The organism is Candidatus Sordicultor fermentans (genome assembly GCF_012728195.1).
GTDB classification, from domain to species: Bacteria; Atribacterota; Atribacteria; order Atribacterales; family Caldatribacteriaceae; genus Sordicultor; species Sordicultor fermentans.
In genome coordinates, this window is sequence record NZ_JAAYFP010000078.1 from 1 (window position 1) to 15,666 (window position 15,666).

The 15,666-nt window shown below is 41.3% G+C and carries 14 protein-coding genes; 5 read left to right on the forward strand and 9 right to left on the reverse strand.

Annotation, left to right across the window (positions count from 1 at the left end):
* Positions 1 to 106: 106 nt before the first annotated feature.
* The 4 genes from GXZ17_RS03430 (at position 107) to GXZ17_RS03445 (ending at position 2,394) form a co-directional block, all read left to right on the forward strand.
* Entirely contained in the window at positions 107 to 547 is a 441-nt protein-coding gene (locus tag GXZ17_RS03430) for a UPF0158 family protein (protein WP_409375889.1), read from the forward strand.
* Positions 548 to 552: 5 nt separating this feature from the next.
* Complete coding sequence (locus GXZ17_RS03435) at positions 553 to 696, forward strand: hypothetical protein (protein ID WP_409375890.1); 144 nt, start codon at positions 553 to 555, stop codon at positions 694 to 696.
* 9 nt (positions 697 to 705) lie between these two features.
* Entirely contained in the window at positions 706 to 1,479 is a 774-nt protein-coding gene (locus GXZ17_RS03440) for a hypothetical protein (protein ID WP_409375891.1), read from the forward strand.
* 369 nt (positions 1,480 to 1,848) lie between these two features.
* Positions 1,849 to 2,394: a hypothetical protein gene (locus GXZ17_RS03445; protein ID WP_409375892.1), complete on the forward strand. Its 546-nt coding sequence runs from the start codon at positions 1,849 to 1,851 to the stop codon at positions 2,392 to 2,394.
* A 34-nt stretch (positions 2,395 to 2,428) separates the two neighbouring features.
* Here the strand turns inward: GXZ17_RS03445 and GXZ17_RS03450 are convergent, their stop codons facing one another.
* The 8 genes from GXZ17_RS03450 to GXZ17_RS03485 all read right to left on the reverse strand — a co-directional run bounded on the left by GXZ17_RS03450 (position 2,429) and on the right by GXZ17_RS03485 (position 13,917).
* Positions 2,429 to 5,017, reverse strand: coding sequence for a DUF3160 domain-containing protein (locus GXZ17_RS03450; protein WP_409375893.1), 2,589 nt, complete (start codon positions 5,015 to 5,017; stop codon positions 2,429 to 2,431).
* Positions 5,018 to 5,043: 26 nt separating this feature from the next.
* A complete protein-coding gene (amrB, locus tag GXZ17_RS03455) occupies positions 5,044 to 6,756 on the reverse strand; it encodes an AmmeMemoRadiSam system protein B (protein ID WP_409375894.1) in 1,713 nt (570 codons plus the stop codon).
* A 95-nt stretch (positions 6,757 to 6,851) separates the two neighbouring features.
* On the reverse strand, positions 6,852 to 7,688 hold the full coding sequence (locus GXZ17_RS03460) for a carbohydrate ABC transporter permease (protein ID WP_409375895.1): 837 nt from the start codon (positions 7,686 to 7,688) through the stop codon (positions 6,852 to 6,854).
* A 16-nt stretch (positions 7,689 to 7,704) separates the two neighbouring features.
* The gene (locus GXZ17_RS03465) at positions 7,705 to 8,589 is read right to left on the reverse strand and encodes a carbohydrate ABC transporter permease (RefSeq protein WP_409375896.1); all 885 of its coding nucleotides are present in this window, start codon (positions 8,587 to 8,589) and stop codon (positions 7,705 to 7,707) included.
* A gap of 63 nt (positions 8,590 to 8,652) precedes the next feature.
* Complete coding sequence (locus tag GXZ17_RS03470) at positions 8,653 to 9,912, reverse strand: ABC transporter substrate-binding protein (RefSeq protein WP_409375897.1); 1,260 nt, start codon at positions 9,910 to 9,912, stop codon at positions 8,653 to 8,655.
* Positions 9,913 to 10,385: 473 nt separating this feature from the next.
* Complete coding sequence (locus tag GXZ17_RS03475) at positions 10,386 to 12,239, reverse strand: glycoside hydrolase family 127 protein (RefSeq protein WP_409375898.1); 1,854 nt, start codon at positions 12,237 to 12,239, stop codon at positions 10,386 to 10,388.
* Positions 12,240 to 12,296: 57 nt separating this feature from the next.
* The gene (locus tag GXZ17_RS03480; RefSeq protein ID WP_409375899.1) at positions 12,297 to 12,977 is read right to left on the reverse strand and encodes a FadR/GntR family transcriptional regulator; all 681 of its coding nucleotides are present in this window, start codon (positions 12,975 to 12,977) and stop codon (positions 12,297 to 12,299) included.
* Between the two features lie 190 nt (positions 12,978 to 13,167).
* Positions 13,168 to 13,917: an SDR family NAD(P)-dependent oxidoreductase gene (locus GXZ17_RS03485; RefSeq protein ID WP_409375900.1), complete on the reverse strand. Its 750-nt coding sequence runs from the start codon at positions 13,915 to 13,917 to the stop codon at positions 13,168 to 13,170.
* 94 nt (positions 13,918 to 14,011) lie between these two features.
* On the opposite strand from GXZ17_RS03485, the gene GXZ17_RS03490 reads away from it, so the two are divergent.
* Positions 14,012 to 15,472: an FGGY-family carbohydrate kinase gene (locus GXZ17_RS03490; RefSeq protein ID WP_409375901.1), complete on the forward strand. Its 1,461-nt coding sequence runs from the start codon at positions 14,012 to 14,014 to the stop codon at positions 15,470 to 15,472.
* On the opposite strand, the gene GXZ17_RS03495 is transcribed toward GXZ17_RS03490, so the two are convergent.
* Positions 15,469 to 15,630 (reverse strand): hypothetical protein, encoded by a 162-nt coding sequence (locus GXZ17_RS03495; protein WP_409375902.1) that lies wholly within the window; start codon positions 15,628 to 15,630, stop codon positions 15,469 to 15,471. The genes GXZ17_RS03490 and GXZ17_RS03495 overlap by 4 nt on opposite strands.
* Positions 15,631 to 15,666 lie beyond the last annotated feature (36 nt).

The following is a 15,666-nucleotide window of genomic DNA, read 5'->3' on the forward strand; positions in this document are numbered from 1 at the left end:
ACATTTTCATAGAATATTGAAATAAAAATTGAGTGGTGTTTTTTAACCACTATTAGATTATAATATGGATTAGTCTACAAAAGATGAGGGCAGGAGAGATTGGAATATGGATGAAAAACGAGCGTTAAAGATAGATTTAGAGGAGCTTTGTTTGGCAATGGAGAATAATTCCTACGACCTTGATTATTATCTGGACCTGGAAACAGGAGAGGTAATATTTATTTCTGATTATATGGATGATGCAAACCTGGAAGAGTTAAAGGACAGAATTGATGAAAATCCGGACCGTTATGAACCGATACCTAAAGCTGAATCTTATGAGGATTATGACGATATGGTAGATTTTATTTCCACTGTGGAAGATGAGCATCTCGTCGAGTTACTTGAGATAGCTATAGACGGTAAAGGTGCCTTCCGCCGATTTAAAGATGTCCTGGCTCGCTATCCCGAGGAAAAGGAGAGGTGGTATCGCTTTAAGAACGAGAGAATGAAGGAAAGAGCGATTTCCTGGCTTGAGGCCATAGGGATAAGACTGCAGGGGGAGTGATTTATATGACTAATAGGTTGGTAGAATGGTGTTATACGAATGAGTCCATTGCTAACATTAGAGCCCAGGCTCGAGAGCAATTTTTCGGAGACGATAAAGTAGAAGCGAGTGATTATCTGGCTGATACTGGTAGCTTTGCCGGCCGATAGAGGCGGTTTATGGATTGGTTTACCTTTAGTTTTAAATTACCTGATGGGCGACATCCGGCTGAATTGGCAGCTCAGGCTATACTAAAAGAACCCAAACTGTTTCTCGCTCTTGATACCATCCAAAAGGCAAGATATATAACTGGCGTGGTCACCAAAGTTATTAATGATCGAGGTTTTGATATGGAACTGGAAGATGAGAAGTTTACAGTGAACAGCCCGATGTTAAGTCATATTTTGGAAAAAAGACAGCTTGTCTCTGCCCATATTTTGCCCAACGGGCAAGGCCGATGGTTGGTGGGTCCAGGCTGGTTAACTTGGCCATTTTCTCCAGGGCCACACTTGCGTCCACAGTTAAAAACTCTCTTTCAGCCTAATCCTATAGAAGTAGAGAGATTCCTTCAGGAAAAAACAAAAACACCGGAAGAGGTAAAAAATGTCGAACATCCTCAAGATGATACGCTTGAAGCAGCGGTTGCCCGTATGTCTGAGATGGCCAGGAAAGAAGGAAAACCGAATCTCATCATGTCGCCCGAGGAATGGAAAAATATCGTCCTATCCTATATGGCAAATAACGATGCTATCGGCTTTGGTGAAGAAGTTCACCAGCGAGTGGAGAATATTGACTCTATTGAGGAGGCAAGTAAGTGGCTTGCCCTGGCTATGAACATCTGGAATACAACACCTCAGCCAGACCGGGGAGGAAAATCAGCTATCGAAATAATACGCCAGCAACAGGGTAAAAATAGAAAATCTCGAAAGCCTTTCCCACCAGATAGCCATTAGCTGGCCATTTGGTTTTTAAGCGAGCTACCCGGTGGAAAAAAGGAGTAACAGCAACTACCCCTGTAACTGAACCTGCATTACCTAAATCGCTGCATTTTATAATTTATGTTTTTCATGTAGATTTTTGATCTCGTATTACTGCAAAATAAAAAGGTGGTTTAGCAAAAGTTCAGCAGACTATAAAAGGTCGCTCTATAAATTCAGCCAGATTATATTGTAAATAAACAAGAATAGATTTTTAGAAAAACCTCTCATACCCGATAGAAAACATTTTGAAAAGAGACTTTTCGACATTTTATAGGAAATAATGCTGATAAAAAACTATTCTCTTAAGAGAATAACAAATAAAAGGAGGGAAAATCTGAAAATATGAAAAAATATATTTTCCTTGGTTTAACTATCATAGTATTTTTTAATTTTATCCCGACATTGCATACTCAGGAAATTTCACAACCCCAGGAAATTCCAGAAGGATACATTTTCTACCAGTATCAATATGCCTACCTGGACATCTCCCTGATTTATCCCGAAGACTGGATCAACTATTCTTCCCAGGAGCGGGGAGTGTTAATTGACACCCCGGACTCCAAAGGTTCAATTATGCTTCTCGGCACCCCTCTTTTCGGGGAAGAATATACTTTAGAAAAACTATGGGCGGAAAATATGGAAAATCTAAAATCAGCCGGTGCAACGTTCCAGGAATCTGTTCCTGATACCCTTTCTGGATATTCGGCCATCAAATCTTTATATACTATTAAAATTGGCGAAGATATTCATCAATATATCTGCTATAGCGCCATCATCGGAGACCTGTTTTACACTTTTAGCTTTCATGCTCCGGTCAATGATTTTGAAAAATACCGGGAAAAGGTGCTTACCACTATCCGTTCTGTATCTATCAAAACCAGAGAATAAAACGTTAAACCGCCATCCCCGATAGAATAATAAATTATTCTGAAAAACTTTTCACCCAGTCCGGTTGTGGTGGAGGATTGCTATCTAATATTGCTCTCCAGGCTTCATCGGTCAGCCGCTCATCCATAGGTTGCTTAAATTCATAATAACTGAAAACCGGTCCGGCTCCCAAAATGATATGTCCCTGAGGTAACCTATAAGCCACAACCGCTGTTTTTATAAAACCAGTACCTTCTTCTAAAACTTTCCCGGTATTTCCCTCGGTATGGACATCAGCAACTAAAACAGTCTGGAAAGCTTCTCGGTCTACGTCTCCTCCCGATATGATACCGATTAAATCCCTGGAGATGCTGCCGAAGTTTTCGATAAAATCGTAATCTTCTTCATCCAGGGGCACATTTTCTAATTCTCTTCTGGAAATATCCAGCAATCTGGTGAGTATCTCGGCAAATCTGTTCAGCCCTGCTTCAATCATCAGGTTTTCCATTTCTTCCGGTGGAATTAAATTTTTAAATCCCGCGAGCGTCATCTGAGTTAAGTTTAAAAGGCGAGCATAGAATTCAGGCACTGGTTCAACATAACCTACCACAGGAGGCTCAAACGCTCCTCCCCTTTCAGCCATGGTATAGCTCTGTTTCACATACAATATAGTGTCATGTCTTAGCTCGGACCAGGAAGCAAGGGTGGTATGGAGCTCTTTATCCTGCCAGGCGGAAGTCTGCATAAAGGTGGGGTAACCCTCCCCAAACTCGGTATGCAACGATTTTAATACATAAAGCCAGTTTAGATAAAGATTACCAAACCAATCTTCCGCCCGGAGAGAATCAAGATAATCTTTCAGTTGGGAAAATACCTTTTCATAGTCGCTATACCGGGTATCACCAGAATTTTCTAAAATATCCCAGGCTCTCTGTGAACCCAGCAAAGCCATTAAATCCAATCCTCGAGGAAACCCTCGAACTTCTCTTTCTGCCGGAGGGGGACAGGCTGCAACATCAGTCTTCACCCAGGTAAAGGGCCGGTTATTCCTGAACTCTTCATAATCATCATTCCAGGCGAAAGTAAAGGGTTTTTCCTCGGTAGGAAGGGGAAGTTTTGGACCATTATACTCTCCACTGTAAGGAGAAACAATTTCAGAGAATAGCCAGGAATCCAAGGTAAACCTCTGACCCATCAGGCGAAATCCCTTGGTCTGAGATAGAAGTCTTTCGGCCTCTTTTTGCAACTCCTGAATATCATCTTCCTCGAGAGGAGGACAGGGCATCAGCAACTCACAAGCTCCCAATCCACTGTATATTTTGGGGTTATAAGGGAGGTCTCTCACCGCTTCTTTTAACTGGTCATATTTTTCAACCAATTTATCTATGTTAACCGCTCCTCCTTCTTCCTCTCCTATCTCTTGAAGCACTTCGGCGTATTCGTAAGGTCCTAAATCATCGGAGAAACCCACCAGAAAAGAAGTAAGGGCGTAAACTCTGTTCCAGCACTCCTGAAGCTCTGAGTTGTTGATAAATTTTTCGGCTAACAAAAACGCTTGCAGTGTCTGAATCCGGGCATCATAGTCAGAAATAATTCCTTCTATCCGACCACTGCAGAGAGATTCTCCTGGTGATAAAAAAGGAGAGCCTTCTATTAAGGCCGTCATTCTACCATACCACATGAGCGCTTTAAAATAGTTTTTCAACCTTTCCGATTTAGTATAATGTCCCCGGGGAACATATTGAGAATAATCTTCTTGATAGATAAAAATGGGTGAATATTCCCAACCCTCGTGTGCCTCTATCAACTCTATCTCAGACTGCACCAGCTCCCTAACCACTTCAGGGGTTTCAAAATGGTAGCGCTCAAACTCTGCCTCACTGAAATATTGGTAGCTGGCTTTCTCTCCGTAAACATCTTTCACACCAGCTATCATTAGCTCACAATATTTCGGGTCCATTTCTGGAGAACAGTATTCTTCTTTTAAGATTTCATCGCTGATTACCTGGTCTTTCTCGGGCTTTAAAAGCTCCAGGGCGACAGAAAGATAAGCCATATTTCTTCGGGCTGCTTCTTTTAAATCACCCTCCGACTGCTCATAATCTTTTTGTGATGCTTCAAACAATTCTCGGCTGATAGTCCAGATATCCTGATAGAAAAGGTCTCTTTCCATCCGCATCAGCGTGGTATCAAAAAAGATATGGTAATAATGCAAAAGAGAATCAGAAGTAATGAAAATTGGTACATCAATATTTTTTAACGCTTTGTAATAAGCGACAAAATCATCTTTGGGATTTGTTGCCTCCCAGGAAGGAGGAAGATAAATTTCCTGTTCTCCTATATTAAGGGGGGTGGGGATGACCACAAAGGCATTTTTCTGCAACAACTCTATTACAGTAGAACTTAAGGGAATCTTCCCCGAAAAATCTTCAAAATTAGTAACAATAGAGATAGCTAAAGGCAAGGAATGGCCGGGAATAGCAGGATAAACTGCGGTTTCCTCTACCGCAAAATCTTTCGGATTAACCAGTTGCTTACCAACATTAACTTCAGCAAAGACATTGTTCCCCGAGGAAAGAGATAGCAAGATAATCAGGATAACTACCAAATTATTTAAAAAATAGCCTCTTTTTGCTTTTCTCATTTTTACCCCTCCTTATTTTTTTCAATTTATCTTGTTATCTCTATTATACCTCTCCTTATATCTTCCCCTAACTTTTTATCAGACTTCTCAGATAGGTCGATAAGAAATTCATCTACCCCGCCTTTACTCATCAGCATCGGCTGACCTAAATGGTGTTGTATAGGGAAAAGATAACAGGTGGCCCTATCAGGCTCAACGGCCAAGCCCACTATCAGTCCTTCCTGAGTTTCAGGTATACTTTGCTGGTCAAAGATAAAGTTACCCAGAGAATAAAAGACTGGCCTACCTTGTATCAATTCAATTTCCTGTACCACATGGGGATGATGTCCCACGACGATATCCGCTCCCGCAGCAATCATTCGACGAGCCAATTGCCGCTGGGATGGCGAGCTTTTTAACTGATATTCTTCTCCCCAGTGCACACTTACGATTATAAATTTACCCGGATTGTCTATTTTGGCTACCCTTATTTCTCTAACGATTTCCTCCTCCCCGTGAACAAACGGTAGCACTCTATTAAAAGCCAAAAAAACGGAGTGTTCAGTAGAAAAACAGGGATTTGGCTCATTCTGATAGCTATATAAAGGATTACCAATATGGCAAATCTGATATCTATCCAGCCAATCTCTGGTCTCTTGTAAGCCTTCTGCTCCCCTATCTGTAATATGATTATTGGCTAAGGATACGAGATTAATCCTACTCCAGCTAACCCCTTCAAGAACCGGGGGAAGAAAGATAAATTGTAGTTTATCACCCAAAAATTCCGGCGGGTTTTCCCCAACGGGACCTTCTAAGTTGGCAAAAACAACATCAACGCCTCTCAGTAATCGTCCAATTTTTTGAAAAGGATAATAAATACCATTCTTTTTATTCAGCTCTGCTATCCCTCGCCCCAGCATCATATCCCCAGCGAATAAAATTGTTTCTGCATCGACCTCATTTTTAGCTTCTCCCTCCTCAAAAACCACGCTGAAATAGGAAGTAGTTTCATTTGGAGAAAGGGATAAGAAATCCACAGAATTTTTGTGAGCAATTACGACCGGTTTTTCTTTTTTCCGCAACCGGGCAAATAACCTCACAGCATACAGTGATTGCCAGCTATCCACCTCTATATTTTCAAAATGCTCTTCCTCACCGTTCAATAAAACCCTAATGCTTTTAACGTCATGGAATAATGCTGCGCGAGAGGGGAGGTAATGGGAAAAATCGACACTGGCCACCATGATAGTTTGAAGAGAAGCAACCTGGTTAATTGTATTTACCAGCTGAGCCACCTCTTTCCGGGAAATGTTGGCTGGTATCAGAATAGGCACAATTTTTGCTCCTGGAAGATGCTCTTTGATTAAAGGCAAGAGGTTCATAATGCCAAATTCCAAAAGCACCGCGCCCGGGTTCGGCCTTATCCTGATTTTAGTAGCTATCTTTGTTAACAATTCCCCGTCAACAGCTATATCACCCAGCCTGATATCATTCGATTCCCAATTGACACTGATAAAAGAATTTCCTCTCTCGAGAGCCGCGCTATTCAAATGGTCCGGGCTTAATAGAATGATGGTATCGGGAAGCTGCTCTCCTCTAGCAATAAAACTGAAAAAATCCACCATAATTTCCTTAGCCAGCAGGTGATGAGGTATAACGCCGGAAACCACAGACAATGCCTCACCAGAGTTACCGAGAGCAGGCATCATGGTTACATGAAAAACAAATAAAAGTAATAATAGTTGAGTTAAATTTCTCATGTTTATGATATTTTACAGCATTTTACAGCATGCGAGTTCCTGCACAGAAAATATAAAACATCCGCTTCTTGCAGGTTTTCAGTATACAAATGTATCTATTTTATCCCCGTAGTCTTAATTCCCTCCATTATATATCTCCGAGTAAAGAGATATAAAATCATGGGGGGTACTATCATTATTGTAGACATAGCCATCAGAAGGTCCCATCTTACGATAAACATAGTCCGGGAAAAACTATAAGAGCCCACGCTTAAAGGCTTCAGGTTTTCTGAGTCTATGAATATTAAAGGCGTGAAAAATTCATTCCACCAGAATATAGATGACAAAACCCCAATGGTTATGAATATAGGACGGGAAAGAGGCACTATTATTCTCCAGAATATTTGCCAGCTATTACAACCATCTATTTTCGCCGCTTCGTCTAACTCCCTGGGAATTGTCCTATAAAATTGTCTGAAAAGAAAAACATTATAGGGATAGGCAAAAAAAGCAGGTACTATCATTGGTAAAAATGTATCCAGCCATCTGAACTCTCTAAAAAGAAGATATTGAGGAATAATGGTAACAAAGCTGGGCACCATCATTGTCGCCAGTATAATCCCAAATATAAGGTCTCGTCCTTTAAACTCCATCCTCGCCAGAGGATAAGCCACAATAGAGCTCGATAGCAAAGTCCCCAGGGTATTTCCTATGATTAAAATTAGCGTGTTTCTTAGATAAATGAATATCTTACTCTGGAGAAACAATTCAGTATAGTTCTTAAAATAGAGATGTGATGGAAACAAAGATGGAGGATAAGAGTTAAATTCAATAAGAGGTTTGAAAGAAGAAGCGATAATCCATAAAATGGGGAAGAACATTATTATGGCAACAACGACCATCACTAAATACTGAAAAAATTTTATTGTTAGTGCTCTTGCTCTTACGTTCATAGTCTTCTCATCCTCCTCAAGCCTCATAATATACCCATTTTTTGGCCAGTCGGAACTGCAGTAGAGATAGCGCTGCAGTGATGGCAAATAAAATCACCGCTTCTGCACTCGCATATCCCATCCTGAAATTTTTAAATGCGTTAACATAGATGTCTAAACTCATCACCTGGGTAGCTTTTCCAGGCCCACCACCTGTAAGAGGATAAATGAGAGCAAAGGAAGTATTCAAAGAGTTAATAGTACCTGTGACTAAATTAAAGAAGAAAATAGGAGATATAGCAGGAATAGTAATTTTGAAGAACTTATCCACAGCATTAGCACCATCAATCTCTGCCGCTTCATAGAGCTCTTTGGGGACTTCTTTCAGAGCGCTATCAAAAATCAACATCATTTGCCCCGTAAAATAAGTATAAATACAAAGGACCGTTACAACCCATAACACTAACCTCGAATCCATCAACCAGTTTGGGCCTTCTATCCCAGTCAAAGACAAGAGATAATTTACTATTCCCAGCTCTTTGCTGAACATCAGCTGGAATACAAATGTTAAAGATATAAGGGGAACCACCGCTGGAGCAAAATAAAAAAAACTAAAAACACCAGTACCCCGGACCTTTTGATTTAAAAGTAAAGCAGTAAAAAGGCTCCAGCACATAGTGATAATCACAGAGAACACCATGAAAATAAGAGTAACTTTTAGTATGCCCCAGAATTCTGAACCAGCCCGGAACATATTGGTGAAGTTTGCAAGTCCCACCCAGACAGGGGGAGACAACAAATCCCACTTAGTAAAACTAATAAAGATAGCAGCAATTATGGGGCCTCCCGTAAATAAGATAAAACCTATTACCCAGGGAAGTAAATACAGATATGGAACTATAGATTCCTTTTTAAAAGCCATGACGAATCCCTTCCTCCTTAAATTAAAGGGGGATTCTGCGAGAATCCCCCTTTAATTTAAACATCATTCAGAAGCAACTCCTTCTTCTCCCAGAATCTCTTTTGCCCTGTCTATTGCCTTTCCTACTACCTCATCTATACCCATTTGTCCTAATATTGCCGCATTAAAGTCCTTTACAATATCAAAGGTCAGCCCGGAGGGAAGAAGCACATATCCCCACTGAGCAAACTGGGCAGTCTTATCAATGGCATCCCAGTTCTCTGGCCCCATAGGTCCCTGAACTCTGTAGTAACCCTTTTCAAGGATAGAGATGCGAGCTGACGGATTATTAGCAGCTTTATTTATTAACTCCTGTCCCTCTTCACTCATGCAGAATTCGATGAATTTCCATGCTGCATCTTTCACCTTACTTGCAGAATTAATGGTGAAGAACCCGGTGTGAAGTGTAGAATACTGTCTTACCCCTTTAGGAATTGGGGCAATGTCCCATTTAAAGTTCTCTATGTCTCTATAGACTGAGACCATCCAGCTTCCATTAAATGCCATTGCTGCTTTACCAGCTACAAAGAGGTCTGTAGAAATTATACCTGAAGTACTTATTTGTGGCGGAGCAACCACTTTCTCCTCGTTGGTCAGACGATACCACCAGTTAAGAAATTCTTTAGCGCCTTCACCTATAGAAAATTGTCCTTTATCATTTACAATGTCGTCTCCAAAAGTCCCGATGAGAGAATACCACAGACCCTGGAAGCCAAGAGCATCACATCCCCATTGTTCTACTTTGCCATTCTCCACCACAGTCAGCTTTTTGGCGGCGTTTTCGAAGTCTTCCCAGGTCCAGTTTTCGTCCGGATATGGAATACCTGCTTTATCAAACGCATCTTTGTTATAGTACATTACTTCTGTTGCGAAACACCAGGGAAGCCCGTAGAGTTTCCCCTGCATTTCTATCAGGTCTTGAACTGCAGGAATAAAATCATCCAGAGTTAAAGTCTCGCTCTCACTTACGTAATCATCTAATGGATCCACGAAGCCGCCGTTAGCAAATCTAGATATATCACACTCCCACAGGCACATGACATCTGGAGCAGTGCCAGCCATTATCATAGTAGTAAGCTTTTGAGAATATTCTGCTTCAGGAATTAGCGTAAATTCTATTTTAATATCAGGATATTTTTCTTCAAATGCCTTAACATAGTTGTATTCTTCAGAAAGAGCGTTCCAATGAGCATATTTTACTGTAGTATCAGCTGAATAAGCAGCAGGCGCCAATACACACACCAATCCCAGAACAAGCAAACCAACAAGTAACCGCTTCTTCATGTTACTTTCCCTCCCTCTCTTTAGAGTTTTGTCAGGTCCTAATAATTTTCCTTTTAAATAAATATCTTAAATTTCATCACCTTACACAAAATTACACAAAATTACTACCCTCTTCTTCCGAAGCAACCTCTTTAGACTTAATATCGTTGTCGCATTTTTCCCTTCTCAAATCACCCCCTTGTGAATGCCAGCACGATAAACTGGCAAACCACCTATTTCTTTACTGGTCTTACCATCTTACCAAATAAAAGTATAATCACCATGTAAAATATTGTCAATCCTTCACTGTTATTTTTATGTTACTGTATAACCTTACTTTGAAGATTCCAAAACCAGGTCGGAAACCCGATCCCGAGTGAATATAAATATTACTCAGTGGTCTATCGAATAAATTCCTAAAAAAAATGCGGTTACACACAAAACTTATACATGTAACCGCAGCCAGTTTCAGTTCTTGGGAATCGGAAAAATTCTTACTTTGTTTTTATCCAGACCTCCATAGGCCCCGGAGTCCTGTTAGCCCAGGCGTAATAGGGAATGGCAGTAAACTCTATTCCTTCTTTAAGACGATTAGCTTCGTCGAGAGGTAGATAGAGTTTCTCCCAGAGTCCGGGCTCGTTAATGTATCCTTCTCCCTTTATGGCCACTATTCCACCCAATGTATCTCTATATTCCTTACTAATCTTCGTATCTTTCGGTATCTCTAAGTCCCAGACATCCACCCCGGGATTATCCTCAGCCTCCACACAATAAACAACTGGCCCTCTTCTTATTGCTACTCTTCCTACATTATCTTTCACGCCTGGATGACTCTCCAGAAACTCTGGCCTCATATGTAAATCTAAGGTTACTGTGTCTCCCTTTTGCCATCTTCTATTTATTACCATATATCCCTTTTCTAAAGCGGGTTCAAATCTTTCTCCATTAACGTTCAAAGAAAACTCCCTGCTCCATTCCGGTTTTCTTAAAAAGATGGAAAATGAAGAATCTGCATCTACCTTAAATTCTACTAATCCCTCCCAGGGGTAATCTGTCTTTTCTTCTATTGCCACTTTAGAGCCATTAATATCAAATTCAGACACATTACTGGCATAGAGATTGACCCATATCCCCTCAGGAGATATTGAATACATATAACCAGGAATAGAAGTTATAGTCCTCGCTACATTAGGCGGACAACAGGCACAGGCAAACCATCTCTGTCTTCTGTGACCGCCTCTGTCTGCCAGAGGATTTACATAAAAGTATTCCTTCCCATCTATGGAAATTCCCGACAAAACTCCATTATAAAGTGCCAATTCCATCACATCAGCGAATCTACCCTCGCCTGATGTCAGAAGCATTCTATAGTTCCACATAAAGTTTGCGATGGCCGCACAGGTTTCTGCATAAGCCGTTTCATTGGGTAGCTCATACGGATCTCCAAAAGATTCTCCTTCGTGTCTCGCCCCCGCAGTCCCGGTTATATACATTTTCTTGGTTACCAAGTTATCCCATAATCTCTCCAAAGCACTCCATAAAGTTTTGTCCCCTATCTCCATATATAAATCTGTAGCGCCGCTATTCAGGTATAGAGACCTCACTGCATGACCGACAATCTCATCCAGCTCTCTAAATGGTTTATGGTCTATGTGATAAGTACCCCCGCCAATGATGCCTTTTCCTCTCTCATCTACAAAGAATTTAGCCAGATCCAGATATTTCCGGTCATTGGTTTCCCTGTAAAGTTCTACAAGAGCCATCTCTATTTGCGGATGTCCGGGAACTCCCTCTCTCTTCCCCGGGCCAAATACTTCGGTTATGTGGTCTGCAAATCTTATCGCTATATCTAAAAAGTTTGTCTTCCCTGTAACCCTGTAGTGAGCAATGGCCGCCTGGAAGAGATGCCCGGCACAGTACAATTCATGCATATCTTTCAAGTTAGTCCAGCGGTCTTGCTTTCTGGAAAAAGTAAAATAAGTATCTAAATAACCATCTGTATCTTGAGCATCTCTTATCTCTTCTATAACGCTATCTACGAGTTTATCCAGTTTCTCATCTTTGTTAATAGCCAGAAAATATGATACCGCCTCTATCCATTTGTAGACATCAGTATCATTAAAGAAAAAACCAGAAAATTCTCCAGGAATCTTTCCCGCAGCAATCCTGAAATTATCCATCCTCCCGGTTTCTTCCATAATCTGATATTGAAGAGGTAAAGTGACCTCGCCCATAAGCTTTATTCTATTTGTCCAGAAGCTATCTGTAAGCTTCACTGAACTTATAGAGACAGGCTTCAACCTGACATATTTACTTTTGCTCGTATCAACTACAAAGGTATTGGACATAAACATTCCTCCTTAGCATTAAATTGTATTCTTTCCCAATATTACTTCAGAAAGATGCTAATAACTCTTTTTTATTTCACCTTCGAGCATATCTAACAATTTATCCGTCACAGCATGCGCTCTTTTGAGGTCTCTCTCTTCTATACATTTAAAAAGTTCTCTATGGAAAAAATAAGTCTTTTCTGCAAAAGAAGGACATTCCAGAGGATCTTCCCAGAAAAGGTGAAATTCCTTTAACCCGTCCAAAATGTCAAACAAGAGTTTATTACCCGCCAAACGATAAATCAGGCTATGAAAAGCCCAATTCTCCTCCCTGCTGTCATCTCCCCTTCTCTGCTTTTCTTCAAGGAGATTTACTCTTCTTTCCAGCTCTTTTATTTCATCATCGGTAATATTCTTAATGGCTTCCTCGAGAGCCATCTTTTCCAGAACTCTTCTAATATTCAGGACCTCTAAAACCTTGTCTTTTTCCTCGTCTATATGAAGAACCAAGTAGGACATATTGTTCTTCAAGGGAGTTTTAATAAATATTCCCTTTCCCGGCAATACCTCAACCAGATTCAAACTCTCCATCTTCCTTAACGCTTCTCTCAACAGAGGGCGGCTTACCTTAAGAGCACTGGATAGCTCCCTTTCCGATGGAAGTCTGTCCCCTACTTTTAGATCGTTAGAAGAGGCATATTCTACTATAGCTTCCATTATGCTTTCAGTTAATTTTACTCTATTAATTGGTTTCATAGCTCACCTGGTCTTACCATCTTACCGAGGAGTATAACCACACTACAGAGTGTTGTCAACCCCCGAGAGGCTTTAGACACACCTGTTGAGAAAGCAGAGCGCTCCCCCCATCATAAGAGAAAGAAAAGAATGGGATTTTATCCCTATTTTTCTAGTAGCACTTCTTTTCAAACTTACCGGCGAAAGTGGTTCAGTATCCTCCCGATACCACCAGAACTTGCCCGGTGATAAAACTTGCTTCTTCCCGGGAGAAGAAAAGCACTGCTTCAGCTACATCCTGAGGGGTGCCTAAGCGGCCAACGGGTATTTTCTTTATTACTTCCTTTTCTTTGCCGGGAGGTGTTACTGAACGCAAAAGATCAGTATCGATTTTACTGGGAGCGACAACATTTACAGTTATTCCATAGGGAGCAAATTCTTGAGATAATGCTTTACTTAAAGCTATAACTCCTCCTTTAGCAGCCGCATAATGAGCTCCTGAAGTACCTCCGGTTATTCCCGAAGTAGAAGATATATTGATAATTCTCCCCCATTTTTTATTTATCATATCAGGTAAAACAGCCTGGGAAACTAAGAAAGTGCCCCGTAAATTTACTGCCAGAATTTTATCCCAGGTTTCTTCTTCTATCGAAAGAGCCGAAGAATAGTAAAGGTCACCTATCCCGGCATTATTTACCAGTATATCAATCATTCCCAATTTTTGGTGAATTTGCTCTATCATCTTCTCAACTTCTTTCTTTTGAGATACATCTCCTTTTACTTTGATAGCCATAGACCCTGAACTCTCTATCTCTTCTACCACCTCTTGAGCGGCTTCCTCATTCTGAAGATAATTCACCGCTACCCGGGCACCAGCCCGAGCCAAAGATAAAGCAATGGCCCGACCGATACCCCGGCTTCCTCCTGTAACCAGGGCGGTATGAAAAGAAAGTTTTCCCATAGTTTTTTCTCCTTTTGCATACTTGAATGATTAGATTTCTCTTTAAATAAATTATAATAGAATCATCAAGGCAAAAGAAAGGAAAATTAGTAAAATGAGAAAACAAGAACCATTGTTTTTGGGAATTGATTTAGGAACTCAAGGGGTTAGATGCCTAGTTTCTACTCCTCAGGGAGAGATAGTGGCAGAAGGCAAAGAAAAAATTTCTCATATTTACCGGGAAGGAGAACGTTTTGAGCAAGAACCGGAGGAATGGTGGGAAGTAACTCTTCGAGCTTTGCAGGGAACTCTCCGCGACCTCAGGAAAAAAGGAAAAGATCCGAATTCCATTCAGGCTTTATCCTGCGATTCTACTTCTGGCACCGTCTTGGCTCTCAACCGAGAAGGACGAACTCTCAGTCGGGCTATTATGTATAATGATGGAAGAGCTAAAGAGGAAGCAGAAATTATAAACCGTGAAGCTACCTCATTTACCGAGCGGTCAGGTTACCAGTTTGGAGCTTCTTTTGCCTTAGCTAAAGTATTGTGGTGGAAGAGAAATAACCCGGAATTGTTTGATAGAGCTCATTTTTTCCTCCATGCTGCTGATTTTATAGTGGGAAAATTGACTGGAGAGTGGGGGGTGTCAGATACCTCTAACTCCTTGAAGATGGGATATGACCTTATCGATTTTAAATGGCCTTCTTTTATCGAAAGCCGGCTGGGTATTCCTGTCTACAAACTTCCTCGGGTGGTCAATCCCGGGGAAGTAGTAGGTAATGTCAGACCCGAGATAGCTCAAAAACTGGGTTTGTCCCCCCACTGTAAGGTGGTGGCAGGATGCACCGATGGCACAGCATCTTTTTTAGCTTCCGGTGCTACCCGTCCGGGGGACGTATCCTGTGCTTTAGGAACTACTCTTGTGGTCCGGAGTATCAGTTATCAATTAATCAAAGACCCGGAGGGGCGGATTTACTGCCATCGCCACCCTGAAGGTTATTGGTTACCAGGAGGAGCGAGTAACACCGGAGGAGAATGTCTGGAGGTATATTTTCCAGGAGAAGATTATCGTGAATGGGATGAAAAAATAACTCTGGAGAACCTTCCCACCTCTCTTCTGGTTTATCCTCTCACCCGGAGAGGAGAGCGTCTGCCTTTTTCCTCAGGGGAAGCTTCTTTTTTCCAGGTGGGTGAAGAAAAAAGCAGGGAAGAATTTTATGCTGCCTGTTTAGAGGGAGTGGGATATATAGAGCGACTGAGCCTGGAGCTTTTAGAAAGTTTAGGAGCAGATACCATAACTCGAGTGTTTGCTTCAGGAGGCGGCTCTCGTAGCCCTATCTGGCGAAAAATCCGGGCCAACATTTTAAATCGTCCTGTTTTCCTGGCTCAAACTACCGAATCAGCTTTTGGCTCTTGCGTTCTATCAGCTTCCCCTTTCTGGGGGAAAATATCACAGGCGGTGCAAGAAATGGTCCATCTCTCAGGAGAAGAAGCTCCTCATCCTTTTCTTTCTTCTCTCTATGAGGAGCGCTACCAGACTTTCCTGGCTGAGTGCAAAAAGCGAGGCTATGTCTAAAAAAGGGCTATTTCTCCCTTTTTATCAATATCCAGAAGATTAAAGATATAAAAGGCAAAAACCACTGAGAAAAAAACCTTCATCAGCACTTGCAATTGATACCGGGGACTATGAGCAATGGTGCCACAGAGAAAATGAGGAGGGAGAGATATTACCATGGATTTTGCGTCTCAATATAAATTTTATGGAAAATC